Here is a 20,162-nt window from a genome sequence, read left to right on the forward strand (position 1 = left end):
GATCAACTCGGTGCAGAAAAAGAGGAGGCTAACGGCCAGGTACGCACTCGAGGCAGGCGGGATTGCCGGCAAAGCCGAACCGTTCGTAGATAGCGCGCCCATCACTGCTGGCATGGAGCCACAGCTTGCCCAGTTGCTGCTCGCGGGCATACGCCACCATGGCCACCAGCAGGGCATTCGCCATTCCCCGTCTGCGCCAGGCCGGCCGGGTGTAGATGTTGAGCAGGTACCCTTCCCGCCCCGCCAGATTGCCCGGGTAGGGCGGGCGCACGAAGAGTGCCAGGGTGGCGCACGCCACCACCTCGCCCTCCTCCTCCACCACCCAGCTACGGGCGCTGCCCTCTTCCTGCGCCTGAATGAAGTAGGCCTGCGTCGCCTCCCTGAGGACCGGATCCTCATCGGGCCGGGCAAGTTCCCCCACCTCGCAAAAGAGCGCCATGCGCAGTGTCGTCAGGGCAGGAATATCGGCCGCCAGGGCCTCGCGTACCTTCATCTCTTCTCCTTTACATTCCTTTCCCGCCCGTCAGTCAGGCAGGGCTCGTGTGCGGCCACCTTACGCCGGAGGCGAGCGACGGGCAAGGCGCCAGCTGTCGAGCCCCAGGGGGCCCGCCCCCCACACGGCCAGGGTCAGCAGCATCCAGCCCCACAACTGGTGATCGTGAAAGCCTCCCGCCCAGAGGGCCGGGTAGGAGATGACCGCCATGGCGTTGAAGCCAAACAGCAGCAAGGCGACCGGACGGGTGAAGAGGCCCGCCAGCAGGAAGAGGGGCAGCAACAGCTCGGTCGCCGTGCCCGCATAGGCCGCCCACTGCCAGGGCAGCAGGGGCACCTGATATTCGAACTCGAACAGATAGAAGGTGCTGTCCCAGGCCGTTAACTTGAGCCATCCGGATCGCAGAAAAATGGTGGCGACCCAGAGCCTGGCAAGCAGCAACAGGCCACCGCTGCACCAGGGCAAGATGCGTTCAACAAGGGGGCCAAGGGGCCTGGCAAGGGTTTGCGTTGTCATGGGGCAAGCTCCAGATCGACCAGCAGGTCGAGGGTGATGAGGGGGGCCAGGTGTTCGGCCATGGCGGGATCCTGAGCCAGCAGGCTGGCCAGCGGCCTGCCCTGCAGGCAGCCTTGCAGCAGACACCAGGCTGCGGCATCCAGGGGAATGGGGTCGACCCGGTGTCCGGGGCGTTTCTTCAGTGCCAGGGAGCAGACAGCATCCAGCTCCCTGACCGTCTCACCGCCGTGCAGGGCCATCTGCCAGAGCGCCAGCACCGGATGGGGGCTCTCCAGGAGCTGCAGATCGCAGGCAGGATGCAGCACCAACCGCTCCCAGTGCTCAGGGGTCATGGCGGCAAGCCGCTCGGCAGGCCAGCGCCGCGTCTCTGGCGCAAGCAGCGAAACCCGCTCCAGCCCCCACTCGAAGCGGGCCAGATCCCCGAGCCAGGGCAACGCGGCCGTGGTGGGCAAGCGTACCAACCAGTCGCCAAAGCCCTCCCCGTAGTCCATGACGCTCCCCTCCTCCAGAGGTGCCGCCAGCACGAACCCTCGTGCCGCCGCCTCAAAGAAGGTCTCGCCAACCATGGCGCGTACCGCGGGGTAGCTGCTGGCGAGCACCTCGGTGAGGCCGAGGATGAAGTTGTTGCGATAGATCTGCAACAGGGCGTCGGGGGCAAAGCGTCCCGGCTGGATGTGCCCGAGGATGGCATCATCCTGGCCGAGCAGACCGCTCGCAAAAGCGCGTTGCAGGGAAGCAAGCTCACACATGGGCGGCCTCCCTGGATGTTTGCTGCGCCGCGCTCAGGATCTCGCTGGCACGCTGCGCCTCTCCCAGCAGCACCGGCAGCGGGGGGATCGCCAGATCCCATTCAATCAGGGTGGGGATGGCGCGCTGCTGGCAGACCTGCTCGTAGAGCGCCCAGACGGGCTCGGCCACGGGGGAGCTGTGGGTGTCGATATAGAGGGGCCCCTGGGGCAGGTGCTTCTCGGTAAAACCGGCCAGGTGAATTTCGCCGACCGTGTCGAGGTCGATAGTCGCCAGATAGTCGTCCACCTCCAGGCCGTGATTGACCGCGCTCACATGGAGGTTGTTGAGATCGAGCAGGACGCCGCAGCCACTGCGCTCAACCAGCTCGGCCAGAAACTCGGCCTCCCCCATCTCCCCCGCCAGTTGCAGGTAGGAGGAGGGATTCTCGACCAGCAGTTGTCTGCCCAGTGTCTGCTGCACCCGATCTATCTTGTCGCTCATGTGCAAAAGAGCGGCCCGGGTGTAGGGCATGGGCAGCAGATCGTTGAAATAGCGCCCGCCGATACTTCCCCAGCTCAGGTGCTCCGACACCCGCACCGGCGAGATGGCCGCCACCAGGGCCGCCAGCTGGCGCAGGTGCCCGGCATCGAGAGGATCGGCGGAGCCCAGCGACATGCCGACTCCGTGCAGGCTCACGGGGTAGTGCCTCGCAAGCTCCGCCAGCACCTCGAAGCCCTGGCTGTGGCGCTCGAAGTAGTTTTCGCTGTGTACCTCAAGCCAGCCCACTCCGGGCAGGGTGTGGCGGATCTCGTCGTAGTGCGGGGGGCGTAAACCGATACCGATCAAGGGGTTCATGGCTGGGCTCTCAATAGATAGGGCCATGATGTGGCGGGCGCCACACCATGGCATGCGGCTTACTTGGGTTGCAGGGACCCGCCAGCGAGCTTCTCGCACAGCCCCTTGGGCACCACCACGAAGGCATCCCCCTGGGCATCCATCTTGGCGGTGCCGGCGCAGGATCCGCCCTTGGTGGCGCAATCGTTCTTGCCCGCCTTGACCACGCCGTAGCACTTCTCCTTGTCATCCGCAGCCATGGCCGGCGCGGCGATGAACTGGGCACCCAGGGCCAGCAGACCCGTCATGGCAGAGGCGATGGCAGTACTTTTTTTCACGTTCATGTCTCTATTCCTTGTTGTCGAGAGTGATGTCTCCGGCGCATCTCATCCGGCTACGTTCAATAGAACCGGACGAGGGGGGAAAAGATTTCCCAAAAAACGGCACTAACTCGCTATTAACAAACAAGAAAGCAGTAACCATCTGATTTAAAGACATAAAATACGATTAAAAAAACAGGGCGACGAGTGCCTCCCCCATGGTGTTCATGGCCGTTGACCCCGTCACTCGCCGTCCACCCCTTGTCTGCTTTGCACCCGAGGGGCCTATAGTGTCTTGAGTCCTTCCACCCAAAGGTGTCCCATGAACGCTCCCCGTCCCCCCAGATGCACCCTGTCGCTGCCCATCTTCATCCCGGGTCTGCTCTTTATCCTGGCGCTGCTGGCCATCTGCTCCCTGGCCCCGGAGGCCGCCGCCCGCTTCTTTGGCAGCGGCCAGAGCTGGATAGCCCAGCACTTCAGCTGGTTCTATGTGCTGGTGGTCGGCATGTTCCTGATCCTGCTGCTGGTGATCGCCTTCAGCCACTTTGGCAACATTCGCCTCGGGCCGGACGATGCCCGCCCGGAGTTCAGCTTCACCTCCTGGCTCGCCATGCTGTTCGCCGCCGGCATGGGGATAGGGCTCATGTATTTCGGGGTGGGCGAGCCCATGAGTCACTTCGTCTCCCCGCCCCAGGCGACGCCACTGACCCAGGTGGCCGCCCGCGAGGCCATGGTCACCACCTTCTTCCACTGGGGCTTTCACGCCTGGGCCATCTACGCCATCGTCGGCCTGGTGCTGGCCTACTTCGGCTTTCGCTACAACCTGCCCCTGACCATCCGCTCCGGCCTCTATCCCATCTTCAAGGAGAAGATCCACGGGCCGCTCGGCCACGCGGTGGATGTCTTCGCCCTGGTGGGCACCATCTTCGGCATCGCCACCACCCTGGGCTATGGCGTGATGCAACTCTCGGCGGGGATCACCCGCCTCACCGGCATGGACACCTCGGGGGAGCTGTTTCGCTTCGGCCTCATCGGGGTCGTCATCGCCCTCGCCGGCATCTCGGCGGTCACCGGTCTCGACAAGGGGGTGAAGCGCCTCTCCGAGCTCAACCTCTTTCTCGCCATCGTGCTCCTGCTGTTCGTGCTGGTGGCCGGCCCCACCCAGTACCTGCTGGGAGCCCTCTCGGAGAACATTGGCAACTATGTCTCCTCTTTAAGCCAGCTCACCTTCCGCACCTTCACCTACAGCGAGACCCGCCAGGCGGGCTGGTTCGGCAACTGGACCCTGCTCTACTGGGCCTGGTGGATCTCCTGGTCCCCCTTCGTCGGTCTCTTCATCGCCCGCATCTCCCGCGGACGCACCCTGCGCGAATTCATCCTCGGCGTCCTGTTCGTGCCCACCGCCTTCAACCTGCTCTGGATGACGGTGTTCGGCAACGCCGCCATCTGGGCCAGCCAGCATGAGGGGGGCACAAGCCTCATCGACTCGGTCGGCAACATCGACACCCTGCTGTTCAACTTCTTTGACCTCTTGCCGGGAGCGGACATCACCTCGGCCCTCGCAGTGATCCTCATCAGCGTCTTCTTCGTCACCTCCGCCGACTCGGGCGCCTTCGTCATCGACAACATCGCTACCCAGGGCAAGGAGGGCTCACCGGTCTGGCAGCGCCTGTTCTGGGCTCTGCTGCTCGGGGTCACCGCGGGTACCCTGATGAGCACAGGGGGACTGGCGGCACTCCAGTCCATGACCCTCATCGCCGCCCTGCCGTTTGCCTTCATCATGGTGCTGCTCTGCCTCGGACTCTGCCGCGGCCTTGTCGCAGACAAGGAGCACTCGGCCAGGCGCCTCTCCCCCGCCACTGACTTCTGGAACGGCAAGCAGTGGCGCACCCGGATGGATCACCTGCTGCGCCCCTCCACCGAGCAGGAGGCCCGCGCCTTTGTGGACAAGGTCGCCCTGCCCGCCCTGACGGCCCTGAGCCAGGAGTTCGCTGCCCGGGGCATCACCAGCCGGGTCGAAGAGGATGGGCCGGATCAGTGCCATCTGCTGGTGCCCCAGCAGGGTCGCCGGGACTTCTGCTACGGGGTGCGCATCGAGGCCCGCCCCGCCCCCGCCTTCAACCCTCTGGAGGCGGCCCACAACCACGATCCCGAGGCCCGCATCTTCGAGCCCATCACCTATTTTGCCGATGGCCGTGCCGGTTACGACATCCAGTACCTGACCCGGGACGAGCTGAGTGCCGACGTCTTGCGCCAGTACGAGCGCTATCTGGTGCTGAGCCAGGACGAGGGGCAGGATCTGCTGAGCAGCGCCCCCGAACATACCCAGCCAACCCAGGGAGAGTGATGACCAGGCAGGGATCAAGTCAGCTCCCCGCCCAGAGCTTATCGCCGGGCACACTGGCGGCGAGGGCTGTCCCCACGACCCATCACAACAGAGAAAGGGGCCCCAGGGCCCCTTTCTCGTCACTGCCTCAACCTGCGTTGGTGTCAGACCCTCACCGGCTCAGGCGGTTTTCACGCACTTCTGGATAAAGCTGTTCTTGGCCGCCCCGGCGAGCTTCTTGTCCGTCGCCGCCTTCTCGCACTGGGTCGCCTTGTCGGCGGCTGCGTCCGTCTTCAGGCACTTTTGCACGAAGCTGTTCTTGGCCGCGCCAGCCAGCTTCTTGTCGGCGGCCGCTTTCTCGCACTGGCTTGCCTTGGCACTGGCAGAGGCATCTTTGACGCACTTGCCCACAAAGCTGGTCTTGGCGGCGCCCGCCAGCTTCTTCACCGCCGCCTGGGCCTCGCACTCTTGCTGCGCGCCAGAGGTCGCGCTCTGGGCTACCCCCATTCCCATGCCCATGACCGTCACACACAGACTCAACACCATCAGGACCCGCTTCATATGTCACACTCCCATTGTTCTATCCATTGTGGTTGGCCCCCACTCACGCGGGCCAAACGAGGCACCCTCGCCTCGCTGCACTATAGTCCCCCTGCCCCGTGACAACAAAATGCCGCCGTGCTCGCACAGCCTTCCTTCCCCCTGCCCGCCCTCACTCCACCAAGAGACAAGATTGGTGAGCTGGCGCAAAAATCCAGCGCTTCCTTGCGGTTGCGTCAACTTTTGACTGGTTTGCGTATGAGGCTTGAGGATATGCTGGCCATTCGGCGCCTACAGCACCATCCGGGCCCCGCCCGCTGGTTAATGGAGCGCATTGGAAGCTGTAATCCAGGGGCGGTAGCGTGAGGTTAATTCAAAGTCTTAAAATATTGCCCCCACATTTACACACGAATTAATCCGATAGAATAAATATACACTGTGATGTGTAAATCATTTATATAGGAATTATTGATTTGAAAAAAACACACGAAAATATCAGATGACTACATTTATCTGACTTTCACATAGGAAAAGATAATTATGGACAAAGTCAACTATTAAAATATATTATAAGTCATGTGCAGGAAAAAAATAAACCAGATTTTGTTTTTATTACAGGGGATGTATCTCAATCTGGCAAACCGGAAGAATATGAGGATTTTGGTGAGAACTTTCTGCAGCCACTTATGAGTAATCTAGGTAAAGAATGCAAGATTTTTATTGTCCCAGGAAATCATGATGTAGACCGAAAACAAGAAGAATATATCACCAGAGAAACAATAAAAAGAAAATCTCCGAAATTCCTTGATCCTAGTGATGAGGGCAGAACAAAGCGCCAGGCTATTATGAGCCGCTTCCGTGCTTATGCAGAGCATGATCAATTATATTTGGATAGTAACGATTGGCTTTCTTCATCCCAAGCATATTTTACATACAGAAAAAGAATAAAAAACTGCGATGTAGGGATACTGGGGGTAAACACATCTTGGTTTGCGGAAGATGACCACGACAAAGGACAATTGACCCCTGGAAAAAACATTATAGAGGCTGGTTTAGAAGCTATAGCTGATGCTGATGTAAAAATAGTCCTTGGCCACCATCCTATTGACTGGTTTAGTATTGATGACTGTAGGTCCATTAGGGCATTGTTTGGTAAACATAAAGTTATTTACCTACACGGCCATATGCATCAAAATGAATCATACATTGAAATGGGCGCAGGACATCCATTCATCAACGTACAAAGTGGTGCAGCATTCCAAGCTCGTGAACATGATATATGGGTTAACGGCTTGTTGTGGGGGGAATGGAACGCAATAGAGCGAATGTTAGAGTTAGAGCCATATTGCTGGAGTAATAGACACCAGGAGTGGTCACCGAATGTTTCTGCACTTCCTAATGCATATCAAATTGGAGACACTACACGTTTTGCCATACCTTTAATTGAAGGTTCCTCTCTGTCACAAAACAAAAAAAATGAAAATCAGAATCAAGCTGAAAAAATTATACGTGCTCTTGATGGGTGGGAATTGATAACCCGAAAAAAATTAAAAAATTATGATACCGACTTAGACGATAGTGTGATACTTAGCTACTTTGATGGCCGTATGCCAAATTTCGGATTGGCTTTATGCCCCAAAATTCCACGTAGAACTATTGTCTATGAAATGACTGAACGTTTGAATATGGCAATAACAATGGGGGCACCTACTATTAATATGATTCTGGGTGCAGGTGGAGAAGGAAAAACTACGGCATTTTTACAAATTATAGAGGCCGTACTGATGTCTAATGAAAATTGGCAGGTAGTTCATTGTCGAGGAGATGGGACGACATTAAGCAAGAAAATGATAGATGACTTGCCAAAAGGAGATCAGCGTTGGCTTATAGCCTCCGACGACGCAGACCTTATTGCAAATGAAGTCCATCATATTGCACTATCATTACAAAATGAGGGGAGAGATGACGTCCATTTTCTGTTAAGTTCTCGCTTCACAGACTGGCGAAATACAAAAGTCACACAAAGACAATGGGCACGTATAACAGGTTATCATGAAGAGGAGTTGCGTGGTCTTTCCGACGAAGATGCAGTTCGAGTAGTGGATGCATGGAATGCTTACAAAGAAAAAGGTTTAGGTCGTTTAGCTGGTCTAACTAAGGATGAAGCTGTAGAAAAACTAGTTGAAGAAACTCGATTAGAGACATCTAAAGATGAGGGAGCATTTCTCGGTGCATTATTGCAACTACGATTTGGTGATCAACTTAAAAATCATGTTAGAAAATTACTTAATAGATTGAGTGATGTGCCTATTCAATCCGGAAATCCCAACACCCTTCTTCATGCATTCGCATACATATCTGTAATGCATGCAGAAAATAGACTATTTCTGTCTAAGGAAATTCTATCAAAAGTTTTAGGTGTACAGGATAGGGCAACTCTGCGCTCCAAGGTTCTTTATCCTTTAGGTAAAGAGGCAGCGGCAGATGTAACACCTGAGATGGTGTTTACCAGACACAGAGCTATTGCAGAGACGGCTGTGAGTATTTTGGCTACAGATACATTTTATCGAATAGAGCTCGATGATTTATATGTAGACCTAGTAGGAACAGCTGAGGAACTATACCATTCAGGTCATTTCATTACTAACTTGGCTGGATGGCGTTATTTGTCAGATCACTTTTTCGACAACGGAAATACTTCATTAGCAATTCGATTAGCTCAAACTCTATTAAAGTCAGCACCAACAGATTCTTTCTTTCGTGTAAAACTAGCACAGCTTTTTCGCAAGGCCGGTCAATCAGAGCAAGCATTAAAAGTTTTTCGTGATGCACCACGACCGGATAATGACAGAGCATTCTTCACCGAGTGGGCCGTAGGTGAGGGACATGATGGCAATCATGCTGTTAGCGTTTGGCTTAATGCTGTTGCTATGGCTGATGAAACAGCGCAGAGAAGACCAAGTAATAAGGATGCTGAAATGTTCTTCTCCGGGTTGGCCATATCATTCCATGAACTGTTTGAAAGATACAATAGGTATGACTTTATTAAAGCTGCAGGAATATCAGCTCAATTATGCTTATCCATACGAAATATAGAACAAAAAACAAGTGTATCCTTAAAAAAGATATCTCATGCAGCAACAGAGCACAACATTCAAGAACTATCCCCACATGCTGCCTTAAAATTTATTAATGAGGTTACTGCCTTGGCTTACAAACAGCGGGAAGCCGATTTACCAAAATGGATACCCACTGTAGAGGAATTAACCTTTCATGGATTGGCAGAGCTACTGGGACTTGAGTAACGACATCTAGGGAAGGTGCGAATAAGCGGGGAAATTCTTCTCGGCTGACTCAGTCATTTCATTTCTTCATGTTTGAGCCGATTTTTTCTCCCGTAAATGCCTTGAATCAGCCTATTTAGACCGTTTCTTCGCCATTTAAGGCGTTATTCCCAGTTTTTAGTGAGATCTCTCCCACTGACGTATCATTTGGTCCGCCCGAAACAGGTTGGCCAGCGTGAATAACATCGCCAGTTGGTTATCGTTTTTCAGCAACCCCTTGTATCTGGCTTTCACGAAGCCGAACTGTCGCTTGATGATGCGAAATGGGTGCTCCACCTTGGCCCGGATGCTGGCTTTCATGTATTCGATGTTGATGGCCGTTTTGTTCTTTCGTGGATGCTGTTTCAAGGTTCTTACCTTGCCGGGGCGCTCGGCGATCAGCCAGTCCACATCCACCTCAGCCAGCTCCTCGCGCTGTGGCGCCCCTTGGTAGCCGGCATCGGCTGAGACAAATTGCTCCTCTCCATGCAGCAGATTACCCAGCTGATTGAGGTCATGCTCGTTGGCCGCGGTGGTGACTAGGCTGTGGGTCAGGCCACTCTTGGCATCGACACCAATGTGGGCCTTCATGCCAAAGTGCCACTGATTGCCTTTCTTGGTCTGATGCATCTGCGGATCGCGTTGCTGCTCTTTGTTCTTGGTCGAGCTGGGTGCCTCAATGATGGTGGCATCGACCAAGGTGCCTTGAGTCATCATGACGCCTGCTTCGGCCAGCCAGCGATTGATGGTCTTGAACAATTGGCGGGCCAGTTGATGCTGCTCCAGCAGGTGGCGGAAATTCATGATGGTGGTGCGGTCCGGCAAGGCGCTATCCAGGGATAACCGGGCAAACAGACGCATGGAGGCGATTTCGTACAGAGCATCTTCCATCGCGCCATCGCTCAGGTTGTACCAATGCTGCATGCAGTGAATGCGTAGCATGGTTTCCAGCGGATAAGGTCGCCGGCCATTACCAGCCTTGGGATAAAACGGCTCGATGACTTCCACCATGTTTTGCCATGGCAGAATCTGCTCCATGCGGGACAAGAAAATCTCTTTTCTGGTCTGACGGCGCTTACTGCTGAATTCACTGTCGGCGAAGGTAAGTTGATGACTCATGATGAACCCTTTTTCATGGCTCCAGATGACAAACATGATCTCATATCAGGGACTTGTTCGCACCTTCCCTAGGACACCCACCTTTCTGAGCCAGCCAATACTCGGCTGGCTATATCTCTCATCACACACTGATCTTTCTGGAACCCGATAAATACCTTGTACACCAGTGACATTTACCCAGTAGTGTCGCGTGTTCAGACATGGCCATGCCTGACACCAAACAAATGCCAAGGGAGTAAAATGGGAGCTATCGGATTAACACGGTGGCTGATGGCATCGTCGTTGACCACAGTGCTGGGCGAATTGCTGGCAAAAAGGTGGGAGTCCCAATTTGGAAGTCCAAAAGCCATTCCGCACGGGATGGTTTTTTATTGGATGGCTTGAAACGCAAGGACCTTCTTACCACCGTCCCTGGGGTGGCTGCTGGTTACGCGACTCCACCATGGCAATGAGGATGGCCATCAGGCTCGATATCAGCATCAGCCCCATGGCGATGGGAAACGTCACCAGGATGTAAGAGAAACGCCCGATCTCTGCCGCCGGAGAGTCCGATAGCATGATCATTGGCAGGGGGAAGACCAATAACAGGGCCAGGTAAAACATGATCCTGGCGATCATCAGGGGGGTTTTGAGGGACTGGGTCACTATTTTTCGGTACGGCCACATGATGGTTTGCTCCCTGCACTGTGGTGTTGTTGTTGTCGATAAGCCGCGCCGTCGAGGCATCTGCGGTTCTGCTCGTCCATGAAGGGTGTCAAGCAGTCCCCTGATTAGCAGCCACGGCAGACCGGGTCAACGGGCTCCGGGGAGCCGGAAATGACCCACAGACAGGGTTGTGCTGCCAGGGGCGAGCTTAACAACGAAAGTGCAAACCAGATTCGTAAAAACGTCGCAGCAATCACTGTCGGCGCACTTTCTGCCAGCAGGTTGTGAGGCACAACCAAAACGGGGAGTTGCGCCGTGGGCTGCGCTGTGATGCCCCCTCCCAGGCAGAGCGGTGCCCTGCGTGCGGCTCGGGTTCTCCGGCCTGCATGGCTTGGCTCTTGCTATTCAATCTGGCTAGCCTATCTGGCTGCACGGCCTTGATGGTGAGCCTTGATTACGCACGCTATACACGCACTCTGGCTACGTCGAGCCAGTGTGACTGTGCTAGTCGGTTGCAGGCCGATCGCCGGGCTGCTGCGCCCCCAGCAGCGTGGTGCCGTAGGAGTTGTCCACCGTGCAGCGCCACTGCCCGCCGGGCTCTTTGCGAAACACATAGGTAGCGCGCCGGGTTTCATCAATCCACCCCTCCCCGCCCGGGTATCGCAGCCGGGTCTCCATGATCACCAGGGCATTGTCGGCCCCCTCGATCACCTCCATGGCCCCCTGGGTCACCTCAAGCTGACCGTCAAAGTAATCGGAGATGGCAGTGAAGGCGCGGCGGATGGCGGGAATGCCGCGCACCACCATGCCGGGTTTGACCACCAGGGCGGCGTCTTCGGCGTAGAAGGTCATCAGGGCGTCGAAGTCGCGCCGGGAGATGGCGGCGTCACAGGTCTCGATCAGGGTACGAAGGGGATGCGGGCTCATGCCGTGCTCCTTGTTTCAGGGGTATAGGGCGGGCTACCCGCCCTATACCGGACATCAATACCGGACATAAAAAAATCCCCCGCTCTCGTGAAAAAGCGGGGGATCGTCAGCGTCTCATGACGGCTTAACCGAGCAGGAAGGCCTTGAGGCGGCCAAAGTCAGCGGGCAGATCGTGGGACAGGAGCGGCAGCGCGGCGTGCTTGGCGAGCGGGCCCGGCAGCGGCACATCCAGATTCAGGATCTCGTCCACCGACTCCTTGAACTTGGCCGGATGGGCGGTGCAGAGGAACACACCGACCTCGTCTTGCCCAAGCTGCTCGTTCAGCAGATCCCAGGCAATCGCCCCGTGGGGCTCGCACAGGTAATCCAGCTGATGGAGGCGTTTGAGCGCATCGCGGGTCTGGACATCGTCACGCATCCCTGAGCCCAAGGTTTCCAGCGCCCAGCCGTTGCGACGGCACAGCTCTTCCACCCGCGGCCAGTTGTTGGGGCGGCTCACGTCCATGGCGTTCGACAGGGTCGCGACCGTCTGGTGCGGCTCCCACTGGCCGGTTTTCAGGTAGCGCGGCACGGTGTCGTTGGCGTTGGTGGCGGCGATAAAGCGCTTCACCGGCAGCCCCAGCGCCTTGGCGATGAGCCCCGCGGTGAGGTTGCCAAAGTTGCCGGACGGCACGCTGATGACCGCCTTGGCCCGTTGGGCTTTCGGCAACTGGGCCACGGCTTCGAAGTAGTAGCAAACCTGGGCCAGCAGGCGGCTGATGTTGATGGAGTTGGCGGAGTTGAGGCCGATGGCGGTCTTGAGCCCTTCATCGTCGAAGGCATCTTTGACCAGCGCCTGACAGGCATCGAAGTCACCGTCGATGGCGAGGGTGCGGATGTTGCCGCCTAAGGTGCAGAAGAGCGCCTCCTGCAAGGGGCTTATCTTGCCCTTGGGGTAGAGGATCACCACTTCAATCCCCTCCAGACCGTAGAAGGCGTGGGCCACGGCGGCACCGGTGTCGCCGGAGGTGGCGGTGAGGATGGTGATCTTGTCATTGGTTCTGAACGCAGCCAGACACTGGGCCATGAAGCGGCCGCCGAAATCCTTGAACGCCAGGGTCGGGCCGTGGAACAGCTCGAGGGCATAGGTGCCATCTTTGAGCTTCACCAGGGGCGCCGGGAAGGTGAAAGCAGCGTCGATAAGCTCGCTCACCTTGGCAGCCGGTACTTCGTCACCCAGCAGGTGGCTCAGGATGCGGGCCGAGCGCTCGGCCAGCGGCAGATCCAGCAGGGCATCCACGTCGGCCAGCGGCTCCAGGGTCTCTGGGAAGAACAACCCCTGCTCGCGGCCCAGACCCTGACGCACCGCCTGCGCGAAGCTCACCTGTTCACTCTTGTCCTTGATGTTGTAAAGATTCATAGCTCGCTTCCTGTTACCCGTGCCCCGGCCATGTCCAGTTTGCAGACCCGGGCAAATCCATCTTCATTGCGCACGAAGTGCGCTTCCATCCACTCTTTCATGCGTTCGGCCTGGGCCAGATCCTTCATCACCACGAACACGGTGGGACCGGACCCCGAGATGCCGGTGGCCAGCGCCCCGTTCTGGGCCCCCTGGGCCCGCACCTCGTTGAAGCCTTCAATCAGGGCCGCGCGATAAGGCTCGGCGATCACGTCTTTCAGGACGCTGGCGGCCAGCCCTTCCTGGCGGCTGTAGCTGGCATGCACGAAGGCGGCCAGCCGGCGGCCATAGGTGAGGCAGTCCTGGCGGCGATACTGGGCCGGCAGGATGGCGCGGGCGGCGGCGGTGGAGACCACGGTGCCCGGGTAGCAGACCACCCAGTACCACTCGTCAAACACCGGGATGCCCTGGCTGATGACGCCCCCCTCCTCCAGCACCAGCTGCATGCCGCCCAGATAACAGGGCGCCACGTTGTCGTAATGGACGGAGCCGGAGATCTTCCCTTCCATCTCCCCCATCAACAGCAGCAGGTCGTGTTCATTCAGGGGCGCGCCGTGGAAGGCGTTGAGCCCTTCCAGCGCCGCCACGACGCTGCAGGCGCTCGATCCCAGGCCCGAGCCTACCGGCAGGTTCTTCTCCAGTACCATTTCCAGCGGCTTGAGACCCAGGCCGCGCTTCTCCAGCGCCTCGCCATAGGCGACCCAGCAGTCATGGAGGATGTTCTTTTTCGGGTCGTCCGGCAACTTGTGGGCGTAACGGCCCACGGAAGAGAGAGCGAAAGGCACCTCTGCCGATTTGACCTGGACGCGGTCCCCCAGCAGGGAGCCATCCACGGGGGCGAGCGCCGCCCCCAGGACGTCAAAGCCCACGCTCAGGTTGGCGCTGGAGGCCGGGGCATAGGCCACCACGCTGCCGCCGATTTCCACATTCGGGTTCATCTCTGAACTCATGTTACAGCTCCTGCTTCCAGTTCTGGGTGCGCAGCACGTCGGCGAAGACACCGGCGGCGGTCACTTCGGTTCCTGCGCCATAGCCGCGCAGTACCAGGGGGATGGGCTGGTAATAGGTGGAGAAGAAGGCGAGCGCGTTCTCCCCGTCTTTTACCTTGAACAGGGGCTCGTCGCCACCCACCGCCTTGATGGCCACCTTGCACTTGCCACCCTCGATGGAGCCGACGTAACGCAGCACCTTGCCTTCACGCTGGGCTGCCGCGAACTGGTCGCGGAACCAGCCGTCGGCCTCGGGCAGGCGGGACATGAAGGCTTCCACGTCGCCGCTCACGTCAAAGCCCGGCGGCAATGCCTGCTCCACCTCCACATCGGAGAGCTCCAGCGCCATGCCGGCCTCGCGGGCCAGGATCAGGAGCTTGCGAGCCACGTCCATGCCGTTCAGGTCATCGCGGGGATCCGGCTCGGTGAAGCCGTTGCCGCGGGCGATCTGGGTCGCCTCAGAGAAGGCCATCCCCTCGTCCAGCTTGCCGAAGATGAAGGAGAGCGACCCGGACAGGATGCCATCGAAGGCGCGCAGCTTGTCACCGGCCTTGATGAGGTTTTGCAGGTTCTCGATGACCGGCAGGCCCGCGCCCACGTTGGTCTCGTACAGGAACTTGCGGCGGGTCTGGCGGGCGGTGCGACGCAGCGCCTTGTAGTAATCGAGCGACCCGGTGTTGGCCTTCTTGTTCGGGGTGACCACGTGGAAACCGGCCCCGAGGAAGTCGGCGTACTGGACGGCCACGGCTTCGCTCGAGGTGCAATCGACGATCACCGGGTTGATGAGGTGGCTCTCTTCCACCAGCTTCTTCACCGCCTCCAGGCTGAAACTGCCTTGTGCTTCCACCAGCTGTTCACGCCAGTTGGCGAGGGCCAGACCGTCCTTGTTGACCGCCATCTGACGGCTGTTGGCGATGCCCACTACACGCAGGCCGGTGCCCTGCTCGGCCAGTACCGGCTGCTGGCGGGCAATCTGATCCACCAGGGCCGCACCGACGCCGCCCACCCCGACCACGAAGAGATCGATGAACTGCTGACTGCCAAAGAAGTTCTGGTGGCACGCCTTGATGGCTTCCGCCACCTTGCCGGAGCGCACGACCGCGGAGATGGAGCGCTCGCTCGACCCTTGCGCGATGGCGACGATGTTGATGGAGGCCTGGGCCAGGGAGGTGAAGAAGCGCGCCGCCATCCCCTTGGAGGTGCGCATGCCGTCACCGATGAGGGAGATGATGGCCAGATCGGTCATGATCTCGAGCGGGTCCAGCAACTGGTTCTTGAACTCCAGCTCAAACTCGCGCTCCAGCACCTTGCGGGTCTTGTCGCTGTCGTAGCTGTGGATACAGAAGCTGACGCTGTACTCGGAGGACGACTGGGTGATCAGCACGATGCTGACCCCGGCGCGGGAGACGGCGGAGAAGATGCGACCGGCCATGCCCACCATGCCCTTCATGCCGGGACCGGAGACGTTGAACATGCACATGCCGGAGAGATCCGAGATGGCCTTCACCTTCAGATCGTCATCCCCCTGATCGACCCCGATGAGGGTACCCGGACCCTGGGGGTTGAAGCTGTTCTTGATGAGGCAGGGAATGTGGAACTGGGCCACGGGGGCGATGGTCTTCGGGTGCAGCACCTTGGCACCGAAGTAGGAGAGCTCCATCGCCTCTTTATAGGAGAGGGTTTTGAGCAGGTAGGCGTCCGGTACCAGGCGCGGGTCGCAGTTGTAGCAGCCCTCCACGTCGGTCCAGATCTCGCAGCACTCGGCATCGACGCAGGCGGCCAAGACGGCGGCGGAATAGTCGGAGCCGTTGCGGCCCAGCAGCACGGTCTCGCCCTTGTCGCTGCCACCGGTGAAGCCCGGCATCAGGTAGAGACAATCAGAGCGCAGGCCCTTGGCGGCGAAGCGCACCCGGGAGGCTTCGATATCCACATGGGCTTCGAGGTAGCCGCCATCGGTGACCAGCAACTGCTCGGGCACGATGAGATCCAGCTCGAGGCCGCGCACCCGCAAGAGCTCGTGCATGAAGGCGATGGAGAGGTTCTCGCCACGGCTCAGGATGCGGGCCTGGACGTTGTCCGGGCACAGCCCCAGCAGACGGATACCCTGCATCAGCCGCTCGACCTGATCCAGTTCGCTGGTCAAACGAGCCTGCAGCGCCTTGTCATCCAGCGCGGGATAGGCGGCTTTGAGCCCCGCCAGCAGGCGGGAGAAGATACCGTTGATCTCGAACAGGGTACTGCTTGCATCCATGCCGCGACTGGTCTGTTCCACCAGGGCGACCAGGTGATTGGTCACCTTGGCCGGTGCCGACAGCACCAGGGCCACCTGGGATTGGCCATGGGTATTCACCGCGATATCGGCAACCCGCAAGAAACGCTCTGCGTCGGCCAGTGACGACCCGCCAAATTTCAACACTCTCATCGCTATCTCCCTGTATTCCCTGCAAATTGATCTGCTAATTGGTCTAAAAACAATCCAACAAAAAAGGCCCGTACTGGGTGGGTACGGGCCTTTTTCTGATTTCTGTGCTTGTTCGTCAGCGCATCAACCGGCCCCAGTGCCACCTGTGGTGGTACCGGTAATAATGGTGGTGGTGATGACGTTGGTGAATAGCTGCATGACGAACACTCTTGAACGAATCTGGTTGTTAGCAATACCGCGCCCGGCGAGGGGCTGTCAACCTAAACCTCCTTGCCAAACTTGCGGGCAAGGTCTTTGCAGAGCAGATGGAGCATATTGAGATCCCGCTGCGGCAGCATGGGCACCCGGTCCATCACCCATTGATGCAGTTTTTCATCCTGCGAAACTCCGAGTTCACCAAGCAATTCTGCTGTTTTTGATTTCAGCACGCGAACCTGCCCGGCACTCTCGAAATTTTCTGCTACGTCCTGCTCGTCGCTCACTTTCTGGTCATCGAGCAGCGGACTCAGCTCATAGGCATACAGCATGATCGCCTGACCCAGGTTCAGGGACGGGTATGAGACCTTGAGAGGCAGGTAGCTGATGAGATCCACCTGGGCGAGCTGTTCGTTGGAGAGTCCGGACTCCTCGCAGCCAAATACGATGGCCACCTTCTCGAGAGAGGGCTTGGCCCGGACCTGGTCGCGAATGTCCGCCGGGGTGAGGTAGTGCTGGTAGCGGCCGCGCTGCCGGGCGGTGGTGGCGACCACCAGATCCATGTCCGCCAGGGCCTCTTCCAGGGTGTCGAAGGCTTGCGCGTCTGTCAGGATCTCCTGCGCCCCGTGGGCAACCCAGCTCGCCTCCTCCTCTTCGTGCACCCGGCTCCCCACCAGTCGCATGGCGTCGAAGCCCATGGTCTTCATGGCGCGAGCAGCAGCCCCCACGTTGGCGGCACGGGCTGGCGACACCAGCACAAAATAGAGTTTCATCGGGTTCTCTCCAGGATGAGGCCGACGCCGCGAACTGCGGCGAACCGTCGGCAAAACAGGGGCGCAATCTACCGTTTATCCCGAAATATTGCCACTTGAACAGATGTTTGGATGTTGCCATAGTGGCCTTGGACGCGAGTCCGCCGCCTCAGGGCACTGACGCCATGGGCCCGACAGATCACAAGGAAGAGAGAGATGCAGCAGCCATTGGAGCAGGCGGTCGCCGAGACGATCCTGCAACGTTTTGAGTCGTTTTACAGCCGCTTTCTCGAGATAACCCAGGGCAGCAAGAGCCGTTTCGAGAACAGCGACTGGCTGGGGGTGCAGCTCGCCGGTCGAGAGCGCATCCGCCTCTATGATCACCATGTCGGCGCCACCACGGCGCAGATCAAACAGATGATGGGGGAGCAGCTGCCGACCCAGGCCCTGCTCAAGCAGGTGAAAGGCGCCTTCAGCGATCTCCTGCCCCGCTGCGAGAACTTCGAGGTGGCGGAGTCCTTCTTCAATTCCGTCTATCGCCGCATCTTCCGCCATCGCAACATCCGCGACGAGAACCTTTATATCCACCCCTTCGTGAGCCGGGGCGACAAGCCTGATCTGGGATCCTTGCTGCGTATCTATCGCACCGATCTCTCCCACCTGCCCCAGACCCTGAGCCAGCTGCTCGGGGATTACAGCTTCACCCTCCCTTTCGAAGACAAGCAGCGGGACATCATGGACATCCACCGCCATCTGGCAGAGAGCGGCCCGGCCATCCTGCACGAGGAGCCCTTCGCCATCGAGCTGCTCAGGGAGGTGTTCTATCGCAACAAGGGAGCCTATCTGGTGGGGCTCATCCGGGTGAAGGGAGAAGTCTATCCCTTCATCCTGCCCCTGCTCAGCACCGGTCAGAGCATCTATGTGGACACCGTCATCTTCGAGCCGGAGCTTGCCTCCATCGTGTTCGGCTTCGCCCGCGCCTACTTCATGGTCTATGCCCCGGTACCAGCGCTCTTTGTGGCCTTCCTTCGCCAGATCATGCCCCGCAAGCCGGACTATGAAATCTACAACGCCATCGGCTGCCAGAAACACGGCAAGACCGAGCTCTATCGTCACTACCAGCAGCACCTGGCCCAGAGCCGGGAGCAGTTCGTCATCGCGCCCGGCATCAAGGGGATGGTGATGAGCGTGTTCACCCTCCCCTCCTACGATGTGGTGTTCAAGGTGATAAAAGACGAGTTCACCCCGCCCAAGGAGGTGAGCCACGAGCAGGTGAAGGAGAAATACCGGCTGGTAAAACAGCACGATAGAGTGGGCCGCATGGCAGATACCCAGGAGTTCACCAACTTCGAGTTTCCCCTCGATCGCATCTCGCCGGAGCTGTTGACCGAGCTCAAGGCGGTGGCGCCCTCTGCGCTGACTCTCACCGCCGACAAGCTGGTGATCAAGCACCTCTACACCGAGCGCAAGATGATCCCCCTGAACCTCTATCTGGATCAGGCGGACGAACAGCAGACCCGCCTCGCCCTGGAAGAGTACGGCAACGCCATCCGCCAGCTCGCGGCGGCCAACATCTTCCCCGGCGACATGCTGTTCAAGAACTTCGGGGTGACTCGCCACGGCCGGGTGGTGTTCTATGACTACGACGAGATCTGCTACATGACGGAGTGCAACTTCCGCCAGATCCCGCCGCCGCGCTACCCGGAGGACGAGTGGAGCGCCGAACCCTGGTATTCGGTGGCACCCAACGACATCTTCCCGGAGGAGTTCGCCACCTTCCTGCTGCAAAAACCCCAGGTGCGGGAGATCATGATGCAGTTGCACAAGGAACTCTTCGACGCCAACTACTGGAAGATGCTGCAGAGCAACATCAAGGAGGGGATGTTCGAGGATGTCTATCCCTACCGGCGCAAGAAGCGGTTTCGCTTCCAGCGAGGGGGATGACCCGGCATCAGGCACAAAAAGGGACGCCATGGCGTCCCTTTTCACATTCTCCTGCACGCTGGCGCAGGGGTCGCCTGCGACAGCCTTTGACGAGATCCCGGCTTATTTCACTGCGTCAAAGGTCAGCAAGGTGGCCTTGTCGGCATCCTTTAGCACCAGCTGTTTGCCGCTGATCTGGAAGCTCGCCACCTTCTCCAGGGTCTGCAAGTAGTTCATCTCCTTGCCGGCCAGATCCCCCGCACACATCATGCGCGTCGAACCCATGGCGCCCAGCGTCAACACGCCGTCATCCTGCTCTGTGATGCCGCCAAAGTAGCGGTTGCAGCCGCCCTTGCCCGCCACCTTGTCACCGGCGACCTGCAGGGTGAAGGTGTCACCGCTCGCCCCTTGCAGTTGCCAGGTCGATGCCTGCAATTGTGCCAGCGTGGAACCCGTAGTCATGGCGCAGCCTCCCAGGGCCAGAGCGGCCAGCAGGATCAGTTTGTTGTTCATCAGTTCACCTCGTGATGGAGCGTGTCGTAACGACACGGAGTGAGGGGCCTGTGTACCATGACTGCAGCGTCAATCAAAACTCTTTTATTGTGATCGGGGTTCCCTTTACTCCCCGCTGGCATGTGCCATGCTTGTAGTCCTGTTCGGACCCAGGGAGG

17 protein-coding genes, 1 pseudogene and 1 other annotated feature are annotated in these 20,162 nt (G+C 58.6%); of the genes and pseudogenes, 4 read left to right on the forward strand and 14 right to left on the reverse strand.

Features of this window, described 5'->3' with window-relative positions; all coding sequences use genetic code 11:
- Positions 1-28: 28 nt before the first annotated feature.
- From C2U47_RS02760 to C2U47_RS02780, 5 genes are read right to left on the reverse strand one after another with little or no spacing between them, the layout of a single operon-like run.
- The gene (locus C2U47_RS02760; protein ID WP_010673599.1) at positions 29-493 is read right to left on the reverse strand and encodes a GNAT family N-acetyltransferase; all 465 of its coding nucleotides are present in this window, start codon (positions 491-493) and stop codon (positions 29-31) included.
- 60 nt (positions 494-553) lie between these two features.
- Entirely contained in the window at positions 554-1,009 is a 456-nt protein-coding gene (locus C2U47_RS02765; protein ID WP_010673598.1) for a DoxX family protein, read from the reverse strand.
- Positions 1,006-1,758: an HvfC/BufC N-terminal domain-containing protein gene (locus tag C2U47_RS02770; RefSeq protein ID WP_010673597.1), complete on the reverse strand. Its 753-nt coding sequence runs from the start codon at positions 1,756-1,758 to the stop codon at positions 1,006-1,008. Before C2U47_RS02770 ends, C2U47_RS02765 begins: the two co-directional genes overlap by 4 nt.
- Entirely contained in the window at positions 1,751-2,593 is an 843-nt protein-coding gene (gene bufB / locus C2U47_RS02775) for an MNIO family bufferin maturase (RefSeq protein WP_010673596.1), read from the reverse strand. Before bufB ends, C2U47_RS02770 begins: the two co-directional genes overlap by 8 nt.
- Before the next feature lie 59 nt (positions 2,594-2,652).
- Complete coding sequence (locus tag C2U47_RS02780) at positions 2,653-2,916, reverse strand: BufA1 family periplasmic bufferin-type metallophore (RefSeq protein WP_010673595.1); 264 nt, start codon at positions 2,914-2,916, stop codon at positions 2,653-2,655.
- 298 nt (positions 2,917-3,214) lie between these two features.
- Between C2U47_RS02780 and C2U47_RS02785 the strand changes: the two genes are divergently transcribed.
- Positions 3,215-5,239 carry a BCCT family transporter gene (locus tag C2U47_RS02785; RefSeq protein WP_010673594.1) on the forward strand — a complete coding sequence of 675 codons (2,025 nt, stop codon included), beginning with the start codon at positions 3,215-3,217 and terminating at the stop codon, positions 5,237-5,239.
- A 159-nt stretch (positions 5,240-5,398) separates the two neighbouring features.
- On the opposite strand, the gene C2U47_RS02790 is transcribed toward C2U47_RS02785, so the two are convergent.
- Positions 5,399-5,737, reverse strand: a complete 339-nt coding sequence (locus C2U47_RS02790) for a hypothetical protein (RefSeq protein WP_406568328.1) — start codon at positions 5,735-5,737, stop codon at positions 5,399-5,401.
- A 536-nt stretch (positions 5,738-6,273) separates the two neighbouring features.
- Here C2U47_RS02790 and C2U47_RS23715 point away from each other — a divergent pair.
- Together C2U47_RS23715 and C2U47_RS02795 are read left to right on the forward strand one after the other, a co-directional pair.
- A pseudogene (locus C2U47_RS23715) lies at positions 6,274-6,939 on the forward strand (metallophosphoesterase family protein); the annotation flags it as partial.
- Positions 6,940-7,083: 144 nt separating this feature from the next.
- The gene (locus tag C2U47_RS02795; protein ID WP_439830433.1) at positions 7,084-9,063 is read left to right on the forward strand and encodes a tetratricopeptide repeat protein; all 1,980 of its coding nucleotides are present in this window, start codon (positions 7,084-7,086) and stop codon (positions 9,061-9,063) included.
- Positions 9,064-9,219: 156 nt separating this feature from the next.
- On the opposite strand, the gene C2U47_RS02800 is transcribed toward C2U47_RS02795, so the two are convergent.
- The 7 genes from C2U47_RS02800 to C2U47_RS02840 form a co-directional block, all read right to left on the reverse strand.
- On the reverse strand, positions 9,220-10,200 hold the full coding sequence (locus tag C2U47_RS02800) for an IS5-like element IS5 family transposase (protein WP_026141915.1): 981 nt from the start codon (positions 10,198-10,200) through the stop codon (positions 9,220-9,222).
- A gap of 399 nt (positions 10,201-10,599) precedes the next feature.
- Positions 10,600-10,866: a hypothetical protein gene (locus tag C2U47_RS02810; RefSeq protein WP_010673592.1), complete on the reverse strand. Its 267-nt coding sequence runs from the start codon at positions 10,864-10,866 to the stop codon at positions 10,600-10,602.
- Between the two features lie 483 nt (positions 10,867-11,349).
- Positions 11,350-11,772, reverse strand: coding sequence for a YybH family protein (locus C2U47_RS02815; protein ID WP_010673591.1), 423 nt, complete (start codon positions 11,770-11,772; stop codon positions 11,350-11,352).
- Positions 11,773-11,896: 124 nt separating this feature from the next.
- Entirely contained in the window at positions 11,897-13,171 is a 1,275-nt protein-coding gene (gene thrC / locus C2U47_RS02820; protein WP_010673590.1) for a threonine synthase, read from the reverse strand.
- Positions 13,168-14,148 (reverse strand): homoserine kinase, encoded by a 981-nt coding sequence (gene thrB, locus C2U47_RS02825; protein ID WP_010673589.1) that lies wholly within the window; start codon positions 14,146-14,148, stop codon positions 13,168-13,170. The genes thrC and thrB overlap by 4 nt, the downstream gene beginning before the upstream one ends.
- A gap of 13 nt (positions 14,149-14,161) precedes the next feature.
- Positions 14,162-16,621: a bifunctional aspartate kinase/homoserine dehydrogenase I gene (thrA, locus tag C2U47_RS02830; protein WP_010673588.1), complete on the reverse strand. Its 2,460-nt coding sequence runs from the start codon at positions 16,619-16,621 to the stop codon at positions 14,162-14,164.
- Positions 16,622-16,678: 57 nt separating this feature from the next.
- Positions 16,679-16,813 (reverse strand) — a sequence feature (Thr leader region).
- Between the two features lie 68 nt (positions 16,814-16,881).
- Positions 16,882-17,589 (reverse strand): tRNA/rRNA methyltransferase, encoded by a 708-nt coding sequence (locus C2U47_RS02840; RefSeq protein ID WP_010673587.1) that lies wholly within the window; start codon positions 17,587-17,589, stop codon positions 16,882-16,884.
- Positions 17,590-17,784: 195 nt separating this feature from the next.
- Between C2U47_RS02840 and aceK the strand changes: the two genes are divergently transcribed.
- Positions 17,785-19,512 (forward strand): bifunctional isocitrate dehydrogenase kinase/phosphatase, encoded by a 1,728-nt coding sequence (gene aceK, locus C2U47_RS02845; RefSeq protein WP_010673586.1) that lies wholly within the window; start codon positions 17,785-17,787, stop codon positions 19,510-19,512.
- Positions 19,513-19,614: 102 nt separating this feature from the next.
- Here the strand turns inward: aceK and C2U47_RS02850 are convergent, their stop codons facing one another.
- Entirely contained in the window at positions 19,615-20,004 is a 390-nt protein-coding gene (locus tag C2U47_RS02850; RefSeq protein WP_010673585.1) for an META domain-containing protein, read from the reverse strand.
- Between the last annotated feature and the right edge of the window lie 158 nt (positions 20,005-20,162).

It is taken from the genome of Aeromonas sp. ASNIH7 (assembly GCF_002903485.1).
Lineage (GTDB): Bacteria > Pseudomonadota > Gammaproteobacteria > Enterobacterales > Aeromonadaceae > Aeromonas > Aeromonas caviae.